The 16,741-nt window shown below is 44.1% G+C and carries 16 protein-coding genes; 4 read left to right on the plus strand and 12 right to left on the minus strand.

Going from position 1 to position 16,741, the window contains the following annotated elements:
• Positions 1-185: 185 nt before the first annotated feature.
• Both MY523_RS17275 and MY523_RS17280 read left to right on the plus strand, forming a co-directional pair.
• Positions 186-2,840 carry a response regulator gene (locus tag MY523_RS17275; RefSeq protein WP_250655926.1) on the plus strand — a complete coding sequence of 885 codons (2,655 nt, stop codon included), beginning with the start codon at positions 186-188 and terminating at the stop codon, positions 2,838-2,840.
• Complete coding sequence (locus tag MY523_RS17280; RefSeq protein ID WP_250655927.1) at positions 2,837-3,406, plus strand: prepilin-type N-terminal cleavage/methylation domain-containing protein; 570 nt, start codon at positions 2,837-2,839, stop codon at positions 3,404-3,406. Before MY523_RS17275 ends, MY523_RS17280 begins: the two co-directional genes overlap by 4 nt.
• Before the next feature lie 157 nt (positions 3,407-3,563).
• Here the strand turns inward: MY523_RS17280 and MY523_RS17285 are convergent, their stop codons facing one another.
• Positions 3,564-3,944, minus strand: a complete 381-nt coding sequence (locus MY523_RS17285) for a hypothetical protein (RefSeq protein WP_250655928.1) — start codon at positions 3,942-3,944, stop codon at positions 3,564-3,566.
• Between the two features lie 67 nt (positions 3,945-4,011).
• Complete coding sequence (locus tag MY523_RS17290) at positions 4,012-5,019, minus strand: RHS repeat-associated core domain-containing protein (protein ID WP_250655929.1); 1,008 nt, start codon at positions 5,017-5,019, stop codon at positions 4,012-4,014.
• A 136-nt stretch (positions 5,020-5,155) separates the two neighbouring features.
• On the opposite strand from MY523_RS17290, the gene MY523_RS17295 reads away from it, so the two are divergent.
• Positions 5,156-6,324 (plus strand): IS3 family transposase gene (locus MY523_RS17295; RefSeq protein WP_370301158.1). Its coding sequence is split into 2 segments (ribosomal slippage): positions 5,156-5,408 and positions 5,408-6,324, totalling 1,170 coding nucleotides; the frame shifts between segments, so codons are not numbered across the junction.
• A gap of 50 nt (positions 6,325-6,374) precedes the next feature.
• Here MY523_RS17295 and MY523_RS17300 read toward each other — a convergent pair.
• The 9 genes from MY523_RS17300 to MY523_RS17340 all read right to left on the minus strand — a co-directional run bounded on the left by MY523_RS17300 (position 6,375) and on the right by MY523_RS17340 (position 12,422).
• On the minus strand, positions 6,375-6,635 hold the full coding sequence (locus tag MY523_RS17300) for a DUF7660 family protein (RefSeq protein ID WP_076590809.1): 261 nt from the start codon (positions 6,633-6,635) through the stop codon (positions 6,375-6,377).
• Positions 6,635-6,880 (minus strand): hypothetical protein, encoded by a 246-nt coding sequence (locus MY523_RS17305; protein WP_250655931.1) that lies wholly within the window; start codon positions 6,878-6,880, stop codon positions 6,635-6,637. The genes MY523_RS17300 and MY523_RS17305 overlap by 1 nt, the downstream gene beginning before the upstream one ends.
• 108 nt (positions 6,881-6,988) lie before the next feature.
• Positions 6,989-7,489, minus strand: coding sequence for a DUF2247 family protein (locus MY523_RS17310; protein ID WP_250655932.1), 501 nt, complete (start codon positions 7,487-7,489; stop codon positions 6,989-6,991).
• An 11-nt stretch (positions 7,490-7,500) separates the two neighbouring features.
• On the minus strand, positions 7,501-7,704 hold the full coding sequence (locus MY523_RS17315) for a hypothetical protein (protein WP_250655933.1): 204 nt from the start codon (positions 7,702-7,704) through the stop codon (positions 7,501-7,503).
• A 157-nt stretch (positions 7,705-7,861) separates the two neighbouring features.
• Positions 7,862-8,188, minus strand: coding sequence for a hypothetical protein (locus tag MY523_RS17320; RefSeq protein WP_250655934.1), 327 nt, complete (start codon positions 8,186-8,188; stop codon positions 7,862-7,864).
• Positions 8,189-8,190: 2 nt separating this feature from the next.
• The gene (locus MY523_RS17325; protein ID WP_476726617.1) at positions 8,191-9,150 is read right to left on the minus strand and encodes an RHS repeat-associated core domain-containing protein; all 960 of its coding nucleotides are present in this window, start codon (positions 9,148-9,150) and stop codon (positions 8,191-8,193) included.
• Positions 9,151-9,281: 131 nt separating this feature from the next.
• Entirely contained in the window at positions 9,282-9,575 is a 294-nt protein-coding gene (locus MY523_RS17330) for an immunity protein TriTu family protein (protein ID WP_250655936.1), read from the minus strand.
• A gap of 6 nt (positions 9,576-9,581) precedes the next feature.
• Complete coding sequence (locus MY523_RS17335; RefSeq protein WP_250655937.1) at positions 9,582-10,505, minus strand: RHS repeat domain-containing protein; 924 nt, start codon at positions 10,503-10,505, stop codon at positions 9,582-9,584.
• Positions 10,506-10,565: 60 nt separating this feature from the next.
• On the minus strand, positions 10,566-12,422 hold the full coding sequence (locus MY523_RS17340) for a putative Ig domain-containing protein (protein ID WP_250655938.1): 1,857 nt from the start codon (positions 12,420-12,422) through the stop codon (positions 10,566-10,568).
• A 70-nt stretch (positions 12,423-12,492) separates the two neighbouring features.
• On the opposite strand from MY523_RS17340, the gene MY523_RS17345 reads away from it, so the two are divergent.
• Positions 12,493-13,661, plus strand: a protein-coding gene (locus tag MY523_RS17345) for an IS3 family transposase (protein ID WP_250655574.1) whose coding sequence is annotated in 2 segments (ribosomal slippage) — positions 12,493-12,754 and positions 12,754-13,661 — 1,170 coding nt in all. Because the reading frame shifts where the segments join, the coding sequence is not laid out codon by codon here.
• Here the strand turns inward: MY523_RS17345 and MY523_RS17350 are convergent.
• On the minus strand, positions 13,644-16,439 hold the full coding sequence (locus MY523_RS17350; protein ID WP_250655939.1) for an RHS repeat domain-containing protein: 2,796 nt from the start codon (positions 16,437-16,439) through the stop codon (positions 13,644-13,646). The genes MY523_RS17345 and MY523_RS17350 overlap by 18 nt on opposite strands.
• Between the last annotated feature and the right edge of the window lie 302 nt (positions 16,440-16,741).

Consider the following 16,741-nt stretch of genomic DNA (forward strand, 5'->3'; position numbering starts at 1 on the left):
TTCTACTCGACGATTTCCAATCAGGGCCTCCCTACTTTAGCCCTATCGTATAGCGGTACATGATTAACGTTCGGCATCATGTTACCGCTTTTTTTTTGCTTTTTCTCTTCTAACACGTTCAAATTTCTAATAATGCGAGCCGTTGCTATACTCAGTAAACCAGCCAATAATTGTTAGAGTAATTAATGCCTGAAAACACTTCCTACTCCCGCCCTAAAGCGAGAATTGTCCGGGTCGCATACCCGCTGAGGGCAACTACTTGTATGATCGTGCTGGGCATACATCTGTCGCTGTTTTTTGATGTTGATAACCTGCTACTCTGGCTGTTTATCATAAGTCACACACTGGTCTACCCTCATCTGGTTTACCTATTTTCGACGACCAGAAAGCACGAACAGGGAGTCAGCCTGGTGGATGCAGCGCTATACGGGTTCTGTATTTCACTCTGGAGCTTTAACCCCTTGGCCACAACCGTTTTCATTGGTGGCACGGTCATGAGCAGCTTTGCGTCTGGCGGCCTTAAACTGCTGATCAGATGCCTGATAACCCTTATTGCCGGAGCCGCACTGGGAACAGTGTTCGTTGGCGTTCACTACCAGGAAACACTGCCACTGGCAGGAACCATCGTCGCGGCTGTTGGCCTTATCGGCTATAGCCTCTCGCTCGGTGTTACGGTCTATAAAATTAATACCAATTTAGTCAAAGCCCAGCGCAAGCTATCTCAGCAAGCAGAACAGATGCAGGAGACCAGTGAACTTGCTTATGCCGTTAACGCTCACCTTGAACTCGATAAAATCATGGATAGAGTGGTGCAGGCCTTAAGCCGACTGCACCCATTTGAGCAGGTCTACATCACCCTGCTGGATGATGATCAAGAGCACTTATCAGTCATAAAAAGCTATGGCGAGTCTCTCAGCCCCTATGAACATGCCCAGTTCGAAGGGCTGACCTTTTCGCTCACAGAAGATCGGAACAGCATTTTTGTGTCGCCGATATTGGAAAATAAACCGATTTATATCAAGCAAGTCAACGCAGATGATGTCGCTAAAGTCGGCGCGCCAATAGACCAGAGGCTGTACACCGTAAAACCATCAGAGAGTATTATTTATTTCCCTCTGTCGGTAGAGAATAAGGTGATCGGAGGCTTAGGGTTCGTCAACTACCAAACCCCTCTCGACATCAACAAAGAAGGGATAAAAAGAATATCGAATTATCTGGTGCAAGTCGGCACCGCAATCCGCAACTCGCAGCTATTTGAAGAGGCTCAGCGAGCCAGTGATGCAGCATTAATGGCAAAACAGGCAGCTGAGACCTCTGAAGCCGCTAAAAGCCATTTCCTGGCTAATATGAGTCATGAAATCAGAACACCGATGACCGCCATTATCGGTTACTCTGAATCGCTGCGTGATGATGACCTAACAGCAGACGAAAAGCAGCATTTTGTTGACACCATCATTCGAAGCGGCAAGCATCTTCTTACCATCATCAACGACATACTCGATCTCTCCAAAATTGAAGCGCACAAACTCGAAGTCGAACATTTAGTCGTACCGTTAGTCAGCTTGATTCGTGATCTGAAAGCTCATATAAGTATAAAAGCTGAAGAAAAAGGCTTATTGTTCAATATTTCACCGATCTTTCCGCTTCCCTCGTTTTTCGTCTCAGACCCTACTCGCGTCAAACAGATACTGTTTAATCTGGCCAGTAACGCCGTAAAGTTTACCCGGCATGGCTCGGTTAACATTTTAATACGCTACGAAGAGGAGTCCGATACACTCTATTTTGAAGTTAAAGATACAGGCATTGGTCTAACGCCAGAGCAAAAGAAACGCGTCTTTGAGCCCTTTGTTCAAGCTGACAGCTCAACCACTCGCAAATACGGCGGCACGGGCTTGGGGCTCTATATCTCAAAGCAGCTGGCCAGTTTGCTCAATGGAGAGCTCTACGTTGACAGTCAGCCAGGTTTAGGGAGCGAGTTTGTGCTGGCCATACATCCGGGCAACTTGTCTGACGCGACATGGTTTCAAAATAAAATTGACCTTGAGAACGAGATGCGTGCAGATGAGTACGCGGGTGAACAAATCGACAAAACCAAGCTGGAAGGCAAAGTGCTGGTTGCAGAAGATAACCTCGAAAACCAGAAGCTGATCACCCATATTCTGAAAAGAATGGGCGTCGACATCACCATCGTCAGTAATGGTATTGAAGCGCTTGAGAAAGTTGCAGAAACTGAGGTTGATTTAATTCTTCTAGACATTCAAATGCCCGAAATGGGCGGCGAAGAGGCGGCCGCTCAACTTAAAGCGCAAGGCTGCAACATTCCTATCATCGCCCTCACCGCCAACGTAATGCAACACCAGCTTAAGCGCTACCGGGATATCGGCTTTGTTAATTTTATTGCCAAGCCCTTCGACCGGAAGTATTTCTATCACGTATTGAAGCAGTACCTGCCAGAAAAGCCATACCAACTCAAAGGCCATGTATTGATTGCCGATGACAACCCGGTAAATTTAAAACTGCTTAAGCGGCAAGTTGAAAAAATGAGCGAAAGTATTGAGGTCATGGCGGTAGAAGACGGCGCACAAGCGATAGAGCAAACCAGCTATCACTCATTTGACCTGATTCTACTGGATATGGAAATGCCCATAATGGGAGGTATAGACGCCCTAACCACACTGCGAAGTGGCGGGAACAATGCGCCTGTTTATATGGTAACAGGCAATACCTCGCCAGAAGATGTATCATACTGCACCTCCATGGGGGCAACGGGGCACCTGGCAAAACCCATCGACCGGCAAAAGCTGGAACAAATCTGCTCAAATCACTTGAGGCTAAATTGATACTACACCGCAATACAAATACCCGCCTCAGTACTGGGTTCACGCTAATCGAACTCGTCGTCGTTATCGCCATACTCTCTATTCTAAGTATGTTCGCACTGTCCCGATATTCAGACTTAAGAGCAGAGGCCGAACTCGGCAACGCAAACTATATCGCTGGTTCACTGAAGGTAGGTGTTGATACCGTTAGGCTTGTCTTTAGAGCTGCTGGGCATTCGACGCGCGTACAAAACTTAGCAGGGTATGGTGACGGTACCGTTGACACGAATAATATCGGCTACCCGATTGGCACGACAAAAGGCAATGGCAACGAAAATATAGGCATCGGCAATGCCGGGTGCGTGGGAGTCTGGCAAGGGATACTTGATGCCCCTCCTTCCGTATCCACAACCAATGGCGCAGACTACCGGTCTTATCGACATACTGGCAATAAAGTCTGTAGCTATGTCTATCGTGCCGGTGGTGACACCGGTAACCGAAACAGCGCTCAGCTAGTGATACGTTACGACTCACGGGATGGAACGGTTGATGTTTGTGGACGCAGAGCGGATATTGCCAATTGCTAGGGGGTTAAATGATCATACCCGAACGCCCCAGTAGCCATTCCAAAGCCCTGATAGTCATTCCCGCGAAGGCGGGAATCCATATTGAATAAAGGAGTTTAGCTCGAAAGTAACTGGGGTTTGCCAGCGACCTGAAAGCCCCGAGCGGGGCTTTATTAAGCTATCCGAAATCGCTTAAACCGAGACTGAACTCTAGCTCAAACTCCGACTTTTTGAGTTTTTCTACCAAGCTTGGAGTTGCAAACAGGTATTTTCTATCCATTAAATAAAACTGCTTTGAATCTAACGATAAACTATCGATCTCATCGGCTCCAAACTCCTTAGAGACCAGCATTTGAAGATAGTCCTCGTTATCAGTACCTGTTTCCTTGCCCCATATTTTCGCCGGGATAAACTCAATTCCCTTAACGCTCAAAGACTCAATCAAGCTAACTAGGCTCTTTTCCACTAGCACGTAGTCATGACCAGTCATAAGACATTCCAACTCACCATCGCGTACTTGCTTAAACTTTCCATCACTTAGCTGGACTAGAGTTCCCATAGCATAAGTACATACATGAGATACCATATCATTATTCACACTGCTACCTCTCTAGATTACTCACAAATTAATTCGTTTTTAACAATTGATAGCCGATAAAATTTTGGCCTTGCGAAGAAAAGACCTTTCCTGTTTGGCCGTCAAGAAAACGAACTGTTCCATTCTGATTAACCACATTGAAAAAGTGACCAGGCTTTCCTTCTCGGGCAGCAAAGATAACTCCTCTTGTGCCGTTACCTGCTTTTGCCATTTGTGCCTCTACTCTCGTTAAGCTGGTCATGCTTCCGAACTTTTGTCCAAAATGAGCAGCAACTTCCATCTTATTAGTTAAACCACTGTTCAACGCTGATGCAGGGTTGCCTGCTAGGGTAGCATCAGTAGCTATGGCACAATTCGCACAATTTTGCTTTCCGCCGATCTTGTTAACATTTCGGATCGAGCCTCCCGCTTGACTTGCAACCTTACTTGCTTTAGCTAGTCGGTATATCTTAGCAGCTGCACCTATAACACCACCGCCAAAAGAGAGCGCATCTTCTCCTGCAGCTCTCCATGCCCCTGAACCATTTCCATCATAACCGTCTTGCAACGCCCCCCATACTTGGGAGCCATTAAACCCATTGCCACTTGCCCAGTTGAAAGACTCTACCAATAATCCTCCAAAGGCGGTTACAGCATTTCTTCCATCAGGGTCAATATACTTGTACGGGTTATTATTCGCATAAGCATATCGGTTAAACATCATCGGTGCATTCGGACTAAACCCAACTGGGTCTGGCGTTAAGAAACGCCCTATCGACGGGTCATAAAAGCGCGCGCCCATGTAAACCAGTCCTGTATCCTTATCTTGTACATGGCCTGTAAACCAGCGTTTTTGGCTATCCGCTTTATTATCCTTAATAATCCGTTCACCGAACGGTTTGTACTCTTCTTTCCAGACCATGTCTCCCTTTTGATCAGTCGCCGCAACAGGCGAGCCCAATGCGTCAGTGTGAATAGACAGGGTCACAGGTGCCGCTTGCACGATGGCACTGCTTAACCCAATAACAAACCATATAAGGGTATTTAGTAGTTTCATTCCCAACATCCTTGAGCTGAGTCGTGAATCCAGCAAGCAGCGCATTAAAAATGCCCGCTAGTGCGGGCTTTGACGTGGTCTAATAGATGTGACCAGTCCAGTTAAGACATAATACGTCCTAACTGGAGAAGGTAAATTGAATACACGAAAAAAATATTCCCAAGAATTTAAATTGGATGCGATTAGCCTAGTGCTTGATCAAGGCTACACAAGAACAGAGGCTGCCCGTAGCTTGGGTATTAGCGCACAAGTACTGGGGCGATGGATAAAAGAGTATCAAAACGATTCAGGTAATGCTTTCAGAGGCAACGGTAAGCTCACGCCAGAGCAAGATGAAATCAGAAAGCTTAAGGCGCAAGTAAAGCGCCTAGAAATGGAAAAGGAAATATTAAAAAAGGCGACGGTCTTCTTTGCCAAAGAAACGAAGTGAAGTACGGCTTTATCACTCAACATAAGAAGGCCTGGCCGGTTGACCTGATGTGTCAGCTATTTGGAGTGAAACGAAACTGTTATTACAGCTTTACCAAGCGGAAGCTTAGTCAACCAGATGACCCAAATCACCAGGAAATGCTTGATTGGATAACAGATATAGCAGAATCCAGCGATCATACCTATGGTGAACGCAGGATGAAGAAAGCATTGAATATACTAGGTTATCCAGTAAGCCGAGCTAAAACAAAAAAACTAATGGATAAGGCTGGAGTGAAGGTGCGCCACAAGAAGAAATTCAAAGTGACCACCAATAGCAATCACAAGAAGCCTGTTTATCCAAATCGCTTAAAGCGAGAGTTTGATGTTGCTCAGCCTAATCAGGCGTACGTCGCAGATATTACGTATATCTGGACGCAAGAAGGCTGGTTGTACCTTGCGGTTGTTATCGACTTGTTCTCAAGAAAAGTCGTTGGCTGGAGCATGAGTTCACGCATGAAAGCGAGCTTGGTTTGTGACGCGCTTACTATGGCGATTTGGCAACGACATCCGAAAGCAGGCTTGATTCATCACTCGGATAGAGGCTCTCAATATGCCTGTGATGCTTTTAGAACGTTGCTGGATCAACACGACATTCAAGGCAGCATGAGCCGTAAGGGAGATTGCTGGGATAACGCCGTTGTTGAAAGCTTCTTTGGTAGTCTGAAGCAAGAGCGCATTCAATGGCGAAGCTATCAGACTCGCTATGAAGCACAGCAGGATATCTTGGATTATATATCCATGTTTTATAACAGCCGCAGGCTTCATTCATACTTGGGCTACATGAGCCCGAATGAATACGAAGCTCAGGAAATTGAATTGAAAGAAGTGTCTTAACTGGGTTGGTCGTTTTTGCTTGACCATGTCACTTTTGTACCAACTATTTATTATTCGTAAATTCTTGCAGCATAAAAAATATCAGCAAAGATTTTCCAGTTTATATCACCGGGAAACTCTTTTCCTTGGTTCTCATAGAAACCGTCCATGTCTTCAACCCATCCAGATACGGCCTCTAAAAAGCTTGGTAAGTCCTGATTTTCCCAGTCATCAGAATGATCTTTAAAGTCAGCGATCATACTTATAATAAACTTAGAAAAATCCTCCTTTGTTAATACATTATCAAGCTCATTTACTAGTTTTGATTTCATTACAAACCGCCTCCACGGACTCTAATAGAAGCCCCCTTATTCTTACTCGTAAATTTGAATGCTTCATTTGCTATTTCGTCTGCGGCTGCAGGCTTTGTCCGTATTGGTACGCCAGCTTCTTGGAAAGCTTTTAACCGACGATTACCAAGAGAAAAAACTTTCCCATCTCGTTCAAAAGTTCTGATTGCTGGCAAGTCATCAGCTGTTACTTTTCCGGACTTCAAATCATCGATCAAACCTTTCAATGAACGACCATCCTTAAAAGTGGCCTTAATACTATCTTGCGTAAATCGAATAGAACTTGGGTCGACTAATCCCTTTGTAACATTGAATTAGTAAAGGCAGATTAACGCCTATTTATAACTCTCTTTTTCAATCTCTAAGAAAGCTCCCCACTTCTCAAATAAACGTGCTACGTTTTTTTCAGTAGAACCGAGATCAGGCTCTTCAGAGGGCATGTATCTCACAAAGCCCTCTATAGCTTCAGGATAATCAAAATCTGCATAAACCTGTTCTACCACGCCCAATGGATCAGAATAGCTTTCTCGGTGTTCATATACCCAAGCTAAAATTAGAAATAACCATTTTCTCGAACATGCCTCTTCATCCAGCTCCTGCTCCATTGAAGCAAGCTCATCAATATATGGGTGAATATCATTGGTTTTATCAAGCGACGCAAGATCTAACAATTGATCTGGGTATTCATCAAGTAATTCGAGCTCGACCATTGCAGCTTGAATCGCAAACTCTCGGGATACAAACTGCCTTTGAACAGCAAGCAAAATTTCTCGCCAAGATACCTTTACTAGAGATGACACAAAGTTATACGTAAGTAGGCTAGCTAAATATTCCATCTTTGGTCGCCTTACTGGGTTATCTTAGTAGGAACACCATTGATCCTACCTTTTTTAAACAACTGATGTGAAACAGTACCATTTGGTTCCAACAAATACTCAAAGACCCCTGATTTACCATCCAGAGTTCCCTTAGTTTGCAGCAACGTTCGTTGTACTCCATCCCCACCCCGGATTGGAAAGACCTTTCCAGCAGCCAATTGTTCTTTACTCAAAAAGCTCGCCGCCAGATGGTTTTTATCTGACTTAGCAAGTGCTGACCCAACCCTATCCGCTTTGAGAATTTCGTCTGCTGCGAGAGATGAACGAAGTTTTTCAAAGCTGGCAACATTCTCCGCACCACTCTTTGTAACATCAAATCATAGATAGCAACTACAACTCTTGATGCTTCAACAGTACTACTCGTTTATCGTTCTGCAACAAACCGGCTACCTCACTAGAACGCAGAGTTTCGTTTACATACAGAAGAAAGGGATACTTAGAATATCCCTCTTCAGTCCATTCTTCTTCGAAATCATCATAGTTATTCTGAAGAATAACGTGCTCCTGACCAACGTCATTCAAACGATAATACTCTCCGCAGTGATATCCACTTTCGTGTGCAATCATAACTATATTTAGCAATGACTCAATTACAGTCCGAGCAATTTCCAGGCTTTCGCACTCAATACCATAAAGGTCGTAAGATTTTAAACTCATCACTAGAATCCTATGCTCGGAGATCTGGCCGCAGCAGCTCCAGCATCACCATAAATCATAAAGTTTACTGGACGACCAGCTGATTTTGATAAAGTGGACTGCATACCACCTAGTCCCAATTGCTGAACTTGAGCAGCAGAAAGTGGCCCAGTTCTAGTTCCACCTGATCTCAGCCCAATACCAAGCTGTTTAGCTCTGGCAAGTATTTCTGGTCCTGCAAGAGCTATATCGAAGTCGCTCACCCTACCAGCGTCAAATGCTTTGCCCGTCCTAAAGCTTTTGCCCGTAACTGCACTTCCTTGCAACAACGCTTTCGTACCACCAAAACCCGCATCAGCTAATCCTGAATTTAGAGTTTTGCCAAACTTTGCAAATTCACCTGCGTTCTTAAAGCCGTGAGCTGCTGCCTTTGTAACCTTACCTGCCTTAGCTAGTCGGTATATCTTAGCAGCTGCACCTATAACGCCACCGCCAAAAGAGAGCGCATCTTCTCCTGCGGCTCTCCATGCCCCTGAACCATTACCATCATAACCGTCTTGCAACGCCCCCCATACTTGGGAGCCATTAAACCCATTGCCACTAGCCCAGTTGAAAGACTCTACCAATAATCCTCCAAAGGCGGTTACAGCATTTCTTCCATCAGGGTCAACATACTTATACGGATTATTGTTTGCATAAGCATATCGGTTAAACATCATAGGTGCATTCGAGCTAAACCCTACAGGGTCTGGCGTTAAGAAACGCCCTATCGTCGGGTCATAAAAGCGCGCGCCCATATAAACTAAGCCTGTATCCTTATCCTGTACATGGCCTGTAAACCAGCGTTTCTGGCTATCCGCTTTATTATCCTTAATAATCCGTTCACCGAACGGTCTGTACTCTTCTTTCCAGACCACGTCACCTTTTTGGTCTGTCTTGATAACCCTGTTACGCGAAGCCAGCGCGCACTCCTGGCGAAATATTTATCACCTACGCAAGTTAGAGCACCTAAACCTGTTGGCGCTCATCAAGCTGACGCAGCCCTTATTTGTTCCCCTTTATCATTCATGGATTGATATTCTCCATTTACGATGTGCGAATGGGTTATTTGCTACTAAAGATGAGATATTAACGGCTTAAGAATTTCATCGTATGACCTTGATAAAACTTCTTCTGTTGTGTCTTCTACGAGTTCTACTTCCTCAAGATAATCAACCAGCTGGTAGCCTACATATCCGGAACTCCAAAAATAGATATAACCACCTATTTTTTCAGAGTCGAACTGAACTCCAGACAAATCCCCTAAATCACCATCTTTCTCGTCAATGTATTTAAGTTCAAAAGTGTCAGATAAAAGTGGTTTAACGTTCGATTCAAACCAAGTTAAACCCGATAAAGATTCAGTCATAAAAGCCTACTTCGTTTCAATCACATCTGAAAGATTACGGAAAGGCGGGTTAACTTCTCCACCTTGCTTATTCAATTTAAATAGTTGTGATTTTGGAGCGTTAGAGCCAAGCGTTTTAAGCCAATCTGTTTTTCCACCCTGTAATAAACTATTGGAAGGAACATCAAACTCCACATAATTACTACCAGGTTTTGCCTGCTTACTAAATGACGATGGGCCAGAGTTAGCAACAAAAGTCATGCCACCACTTCCTTCTTGAACTTGACCAGTCTTTTTCATATTTGCTAGTTCATCAGAGGACATCCAACGACCAACGCGAGTATCTCCACTTCTTGTAATTCTGGAAAAAGCACCTGCAAGTTTTCCAACTCCCGCCCCAATGCCTGCGCCAACAAGTTCCATTGCTGCTTCGCGCTGGTCTATTTTCGCAATAGATAAAGCACCTGCTTTTGTGCTTGAATCAATTCCAAGCTGAGCCCCCCGTAACTCTTGATAGGCCGAGTAATCTGATATAAACAAATTTTCCGGCGACCGGCCATCTGGGTCAGTATACTTATACGGGTTATTATTCGCATAAGCATATCGGTTAAACATCATCGGTGCATTCGGACTAAACCCAACAGGGTCTGGCGTTAAGAAACGCCCTATCGACGGGTCATAAAAGCGCGCCCCCATGTAAACCAGTCCTGTATCCTTATCTTGTACATGGCCTGTAAACCAGCGTTTTTGGCTATCCGCTTTATTATCCTTAATAATCCGTTCACCGAACGGTCTGTACTCTTCTTTCCAGACTACATCTCCCTTTTGATCAGTCGCCGCAATAGGCGAACCCAATGCGTCAGTGTGAATAGACAGGGTCACAGGTGCCGCTTGCACGATGGCACTGCTTAACCCAATAACAAACCATATAAGGGTATTTAGTAGTTTCATTCCCAACATCCTTGAGCTGAATCGAGACAGTGTTTGAGTCTGTTGTTTCATCATCTTCTCCTACTGCACTCGCTCATTGATTTGATCTTGATTGAAGACTTGGCCGCCGACATGGAGTTCTTCAACTCGGCGGGGCCAGAAGTCAAACCAGCTTTCAAGAGTAATTGTTTGGTTATTAAACGACATGACCAGTGAGTTGCCGCTACGTGTAACGCTAATATCGCTAATGGTGATATTACCCTCTATTCGCAGGGTGTCAGTTTCAAGTAAGTTGAGAGACTCTTTAATTTGGGTATTACCATCCCCAACGTTAACGATATAGGTATCATTGCCTAATCCGCCGTTTAGGTAGTCATTACCTGTGCCCCCTGTCAGCGTGTCATTGCCTAACCCACCTTTAAGGTTATCATTTCCTGATCCGCCGGATATCGTATCATTACCCCAGCCGCCATCTATAACATCATCACCACCTCGGGCATATATCGTATCGTTGCCCAGTGATGCATCAATATCATCGTTTCCATCGCCCGTTACAATCGTATCACTTCCCCAGCTGCCGCTATCAGTTACGCCGTCTGGCAAGGTTACGGTCAGGTCATATGATTGCTCTGCAATACCTCCATTTCCGTCTGCGACGGTTACTGTAACGGTATGACTACCAACATGATCTATAGTTGGGTTCCATGAAATCATTCCCGCTGCCGAGCTTATTGCCATACTTGAAGGTGAGGCAGTTAAACTAAAGGTTAAGGTATCACCGTCACTGTCAGTTGCCTGCACACTATATTGATATGGCTGACCAGCCGTAACCCGGATTACAGGGCTAGAACTGATCATGGGAATTACGTTAGTGGCTGCAGCAACAACTATAGTGTATTGCTGAGTGACGATTTCTGTGCCATTACTAATTTCAATAACAACATCATGCTCTCCTGCTTGGCCATTGGCAGGCAGCCAATTGATTTGCCCTGATGAGGAATCAATTGTCATTCCTTCTGGCTTTGTAGTTAAGGAGTAGGTAAGGACATTATTATTACTATCTGTAGCTTTGATTGCATATTGATAGGCTTGATTTTCTACTGCTTCGGTTACTGGAGTTGAGGTAACAATAAGCGAATCCGAGGCGATTGTAAGCGGTAGCTCCATTCTTCCATATCCACCGAGCGGCGCTTCTACATTGATATAGAGCACATATTCTCCTATATCATCAGATGCCGGTGTTCCACTCAAAGTGAGTGTTTCTGCATTAAATTGAAGCCACTTGGGCTGATCATAGAACCATTCGCCTTCCTTCTCATAGAAAATACTATACTTAAAATCATATAGGTTTTTAGTATACGTTGTTTCTATTGTTCCTTCGGGAATAGTCCAGTGAAAGACCTTATTTGCAGGTGAAACTATCGGTTCCGAACTAACAACATTGACTCCTGTCACATCTAGTAATGGAGGATTTAATAAGTTGTCATTGGTCCACACAGTAGCATCATCAAAGATAATTTCTTCATACTGAAACAGCTCATTGGCATACCAGCCTGAGACCACGACCCAATCTTTGTCATTCTGATGTTTAAGTAATAAAGCACACCCCGTTGAATAAATAGTAATATCGGCAGGAGAAATTCCTGGTGGCAACACTAATCTACGATTATCAACCAATTGACCATTTCGATTTATTTGCGAACGGCGCTCAAAAATATGCCTATTCTGCCCCTGCACGTACTGATCATTAATAACCGCCATATTATCAAATAAAGCAGAAATCTCCGCTGCGGTTAATTTTTTGGCCTCGATCCCTGGCAGACTATATGCCAACTCCTGGCCGTTTTCATCGAAAAATACTGGTTGTTTGTTAAATTCATAAGCTTCAACACCTCCGGTGGAAAACTGTCCCTTGACAGTAAACCTAATATGACTCATTGAACAATGACGTGGTCTAATAGATTTGTACACACCAGTTAAGAGATAATCCTAAAAACTGGAGTGAAAAATGGCAGCAAGAAAGAAGTACTCAAAAGAGTTTAAATTAGACGCGATTAGTCTGGTAATTGACCAGGGCTATTCGAAGGCTGAAGCGGCAAGAAATCTTGGTATTAATCCTAACGTTTTAGGGCGCTGGATCAAAGAGCACGAAAATGATGATGGTCACGCATTCCGCGGCAATGGAAAGCTGACACCGGAACAAGAAGAGCTTCGCCGCTTAAGGGAAGAAAACAAACGGCTCAAGATGGAGCGCGACATCCTAAAAAAAGCAGCCACCTTTTTTGCCACGGAAGCAAAGTAAAATACGCTTTCATCGCCCAGCATAAAAAGGTGTGGCCTATTGGCATTATGTGCCAACAATTGGGTGTTACACGTTCAGGTTATTATAGTTTTTTAAAACGCCAAGCTACTATGTCTGACGATCCAACTCATACCGAAATGATTGAATGGATACAAGATATCGCAGAGTCAAGTGAGCATACATACGGCTACCGAAGAATGAAAAAAGCGCTGAATATTCTTGGCTATCGGGTAGGCAGGAACAAAACTAGAAAGTTAATGAAAGAAGCTGGTGTTAAGGTCAAGCACAAGAAAAAGTATAAGGTCACGACAAACAGTAATCATAAGCAACCTGTATTCGATAATCTGTTAGAGCGGGAGTTTGCAGTTGAAAAGCCTGATCAGGTTTATGCCTCAGATATCACGTATATCTGGACACAAGAAGGTTGGCTGTATTTAGCTGTTGTGATTGACCTTTACTCAAGAAAGGTTGTTGGCTGGAGCATGAGTTCGCGAATGAAGGCTCAGATGGTTTGTGATGCACTCAAGATGGCAATTTGGCAAAGACGCCCGCAGGCCGGGTTAATACATCATTCTGATCGGGGGAGCCAGTACGCCAGCAAGGAGTTTAGAAAACTTCTAACGCTGCATAATTTTAATGGAAGTATGAGCAAGAAAGGTGACTGTTGGGATAATGCGGTTGTTGAAAGTTTCTTTGGAACTTTGAAGCAAGAACGTGTTCAATGGAAAAGCTATCAAACACGACATGAAGCTCAGCAAGACATCCTGGAGTACATCTCAGTGTTTTATAACAATCAGCGGATGCATTCCTATCTGGGCTATCGAAGCCCGGCGGAATTTGAAAAAGAAATGACTGAACTAAGAAAAGTAGCTTAACTGGGTTGTACAACTTTGGTTGACCACGTCATTAGCGGAAGGGTATGTGATGCTGGACAGTGCATCCAATTGGTTATAGGCATACTTTATTTCAAACCTTCTGTCTGCAACCACCAGTGACTCATTTATTAAGTTGTTATTGCTATCATATTGGTAGCTTCTTGATACCTCTGATTTTGAGAAATTAGTTAGATTGCCGTTCTCATCAAAATCGTAATTGCCGGTATCAACTATTCGATCCCATTCGTAGCTATAAACCTTACGCAGCCTGTTCAGGGCATCATAGCTATACGCCAGTTTTTGGTAATGGCCATCGGTACTTTTCTGAATTACATTATTCAAATTATCTCGGTTGAAGCGAGTTACGCCTTGCTCAGGATGAGTTTCAGATATCAACTGATAATGCTGGTTGTATTCGTAAGACCGCGTAATCCCGCCTTGTGTTACAACGAGTGGTTGGCCCAACAGGTTTAACTGCATTGTCGTAGTTACGCCCTCTGGCTGCTCTATCTTTACAAGCTGCTTTTCATTAGGCTCCCCAAATGAACGGTAGGTTTGTAGAGTCACCGCGCCCTTCGGGTTGGTTAGACGCGCTTGATTATTAACTAAATACTCTATTTGGTTAATACGATTACCAGGCAGGGTCGTCGTCAATACTCTTCCTAACGCATCGTAGACTGTCGTAACACCAAGTAAAGATTGATTTGGGTGGCTAGTGAATACCTGGCGCCCTAGCTCATCATACTTGTTGGTGGTTGTGATAGTTTTAGATAATAGAGTATCCGTTGCCGTTCGCTGTAACTTACGCCCGAAACCATCAAACGTTAAGCTATCTCGAAATGCTCCACGCGTTAATGTTTGAGTTCTGGACGAGAGACTATAGCTAACTGAAATAGCAGATTTAATGGGCGGCGTAATTGCCGTGATTCGATTTAGCTGATCATACCGGTAAGTAGTCGTTTTGCTTCGACCATCAGTTAGCGAGGTGATATTGCCGTAGTCATCAACCTCTCGCGAAATTGTTACATTTTCTGGTTGATTTTCTTGACGTGCTATACCGCGCTTGTAGTTGCTAAAGGTCGTTATGTGGCCGTTTGCATTCTTGACCGTTTTAGTGGTCCCGTTGTTATAGTAGGTATACTGGCCTGTAGTAATCCCAAACTGCTTAACCCAATTAAGATTGCCATTCGCATCGTAACTGCGTTCAGTACTGCCAACGCCGGTTACGGTTTCTTTAACTGGTTGAGATAAAATCCATTTATTTAAGTTATTGCTGTATAACGTTGTTGTTTCCCTGTTTACCTGGCCAAATTCAAGCTTTTTTTGTGGCGCCCCATAGGCTGTATGATCAAGATACTGAGTTCTATATGTATTACCATCTTGCGTGATCGTTTTCTCCAATAGAATTGGTGATGATATATTCTCATCAATCGAAGCTATAGAAGGGCGGTAGTCGTTCTGGCTAGAGATGAATTGCGTATCCCAAGCGGTATAAACCTCCTTCCGCAAGGATTTATTCTGTAGCGATAGTGTTTCTTTGCTAATAGGTAAACCTATCTTCCACAGCGAGCCAGATTTGGAACTGCGCATCCCGTAGTGTCGATATATTTCTTTAGAAACAGGGGTAGTAACGATTGTTTCATCATAAGACGAGCTTGGTGAGAACTGATAATTCCACGTTCCAGATTTAATGCCTGGGCCGGAGGTGGTTTTCTTTTTTACTGCCAATGATGGTGCCTGAACATCCGACTCAAACCTAACATGCTGATACTCATAGCTCGAACTGCCACCATACGGAGTGGTTACTTTCTTGATCAAATACGCATAAGTTGATGATGGCGGATAATATTCATACTTCCACCTGAGGCCTTCGGGGCCTTGAACTTCTTCAAGAAAATAGTGCTCAGTGGCAATATTGGGAACCTTATTATATAGATAGCGCCATTTTTGGCTGCCGACTTTTATTTCAGTTAATAAGGCCTTGGAGCTGGTGGGATCTGAGTAGGTAAACTCAATTTTTCCACCGTCGCTGCCCACTACTTCATTAATAATAGTAGCCGGATTAATGTTTCTGGGCTGGTAGTTTATCTCCACCCAGTTGCCATTTCGGTCTTCGATTCGAGTAACATGTAAGGCTGAACTCTCATTCAGGCTTTCATGCACTCGTGATAACCTATCAATGGTGTATCTAGTCCCGTTTGGAGCGGTAACCAACAGGCCACTTTCATTGTATATCGTGCCATTTTCAGTTCGTCGAGTAATCGTACAGCTTGCTATCCACCGGTCTTTGCTAATTAAATCATATGCTGCCCCTGAAGGCGCATTTGCAAAAACTTGACGAGATCCGCTAGGTAGCTCCAATACGGGGTTCTTCCCAACATGCACCATGTTGCTTTGACAATTTTCTCCACTAAACTGGTCAAACTGCCAAACGCGGCCAAAGTGAATATCCCAGCCAACACCCGTTACTGTTCTACCTCTTAACTGGTATCCAACACCAAACCCTTTCACTGCATTGAAAGGGCTGTAAACCCTTACCACTGAAGCCCCGGCTTCGCCATTCCCTGTAATTCCAATATCGTTGTAGATCAGTTGCAAAGAACCGCTGAAAGGATCTATAACTTCAGTGTCTGTTCCCGCATAGTTGCGGGTTGCTGAAACACCTGGCTCTTTATAAAAGTCGGGAATATGAGTGTCGGGTTCTGCCGCAACAGACAACGATAAAATGCCACACAGCAATGTGACCAATAGGCACGCTAGTTGACGAGATAACTGCATTCTTAGGATCCTTTTCCATACTGCAAAATTCAGCGCGCATTATAGGTAGCTAAAACTAGAGCGTTCTAACTAAAGATCAAGAAGTGCAGTAGATTTTTAAATTGTTTACGTTTTAGACATTCTTTAGGTCGAGTCAATGTCAGCTGAAGCTCTAGTCATATTTCAGTTCTTTCAGTGATATATAAAGAGATTCAAAAACCACCCTTGGCTTCCGAACTATAACTGAAATTTCGGGGTTTAATGGATTCCCGCCTTCGCGGGAATGACAATAGGGGCGTGGGAGCGAAAATAAGACGTGGGGA

The sequence above is a fragment of the Alkalimarinus coralli genome (assembly GCF_023650515.1).
In the GTDB taxonomy this organism is placed as follows: Bacteria; Pseudomonadota; Gammaproteobacteria; order Pseudomonadales; family Oleiphilaceae; genus Alkalimarinus; species Alkalimarinus coralli.

Excerpts from the sequence above, each read along its gene's own strand:
- MY523_RS17275 (WP_250655926.1), top strand. The coding sequence starts at position 186 with ATGCCTGAAAACACTTCCTACTCCCGCCCTAAAGCGAGAATTGTCCGG.
- MY523_RS17285 (WP_250655928.1), bottom strand. The coding sequence starts at position 3,944 with ATGGGAACTCTAGTCCAGCTAAGTGATGGAAAGTTTAAGCAAGTACGC.
- MY523_RS17290 (WP_250655929.1), bottom strand. The coding sequence starts at position 5,019 with ATGAAACTACTAAATACCCTTATATGGTTTGTTATTGGGTTAAGCAGT.
- MY523_RS17300 (WP_076590809.1), bottom strand. The coding sequence starts at position 6,635 with ATGAAATCAAAACTAGTAAATGAGCTTGATAATGTATTAACAAAGGAG.
- MY523_RS17310 (WP_250655932.1), bottom strand. The coding sequence starts at position 7,489 with ATGGAATATTTAGCTAGCCTACTTACGTATAACTTTGTGTCATCTCTA.
- MY523_RS17320 (WP_250655934.1), bottom strand. The coding sequence starts at position 8,188 with ATGAGTTTAAAATCTTACGACCTTTATGGTATTGAGTGCGAAAGCCTG.
- MY523_RS17330 (WP_250655936.1), bottom strand. The coding sequence starts at position 9,575 with ATGACTGAATCTTTATCGGGTTTAACTTGGTTTGAATCGAACGTTAAA.
- MY523_RS17335 (WP_250655937.1), bottom strand. The coding sequence starts at position 10,505 with ATGAAACTACTAAATACCCTTATATGGTTTGTTATTGGGTTAAGCAGT.
- MY523_RS17340 (WP_250655938.1), bottom strand. The coding sequence starts at position 12,422 with ATGAGTCATATTAGGTTTACTGTCAAGGGACAGTTTTCCACCGGAGGT.
- MY523_RS17350 (WP_250655939.1), bottom strand. The coding sequence starts at position 16,439 with ATGCAGTTATCTCGTCAACTAGCGTGCCTATTGGTCACATTGCTGTGT.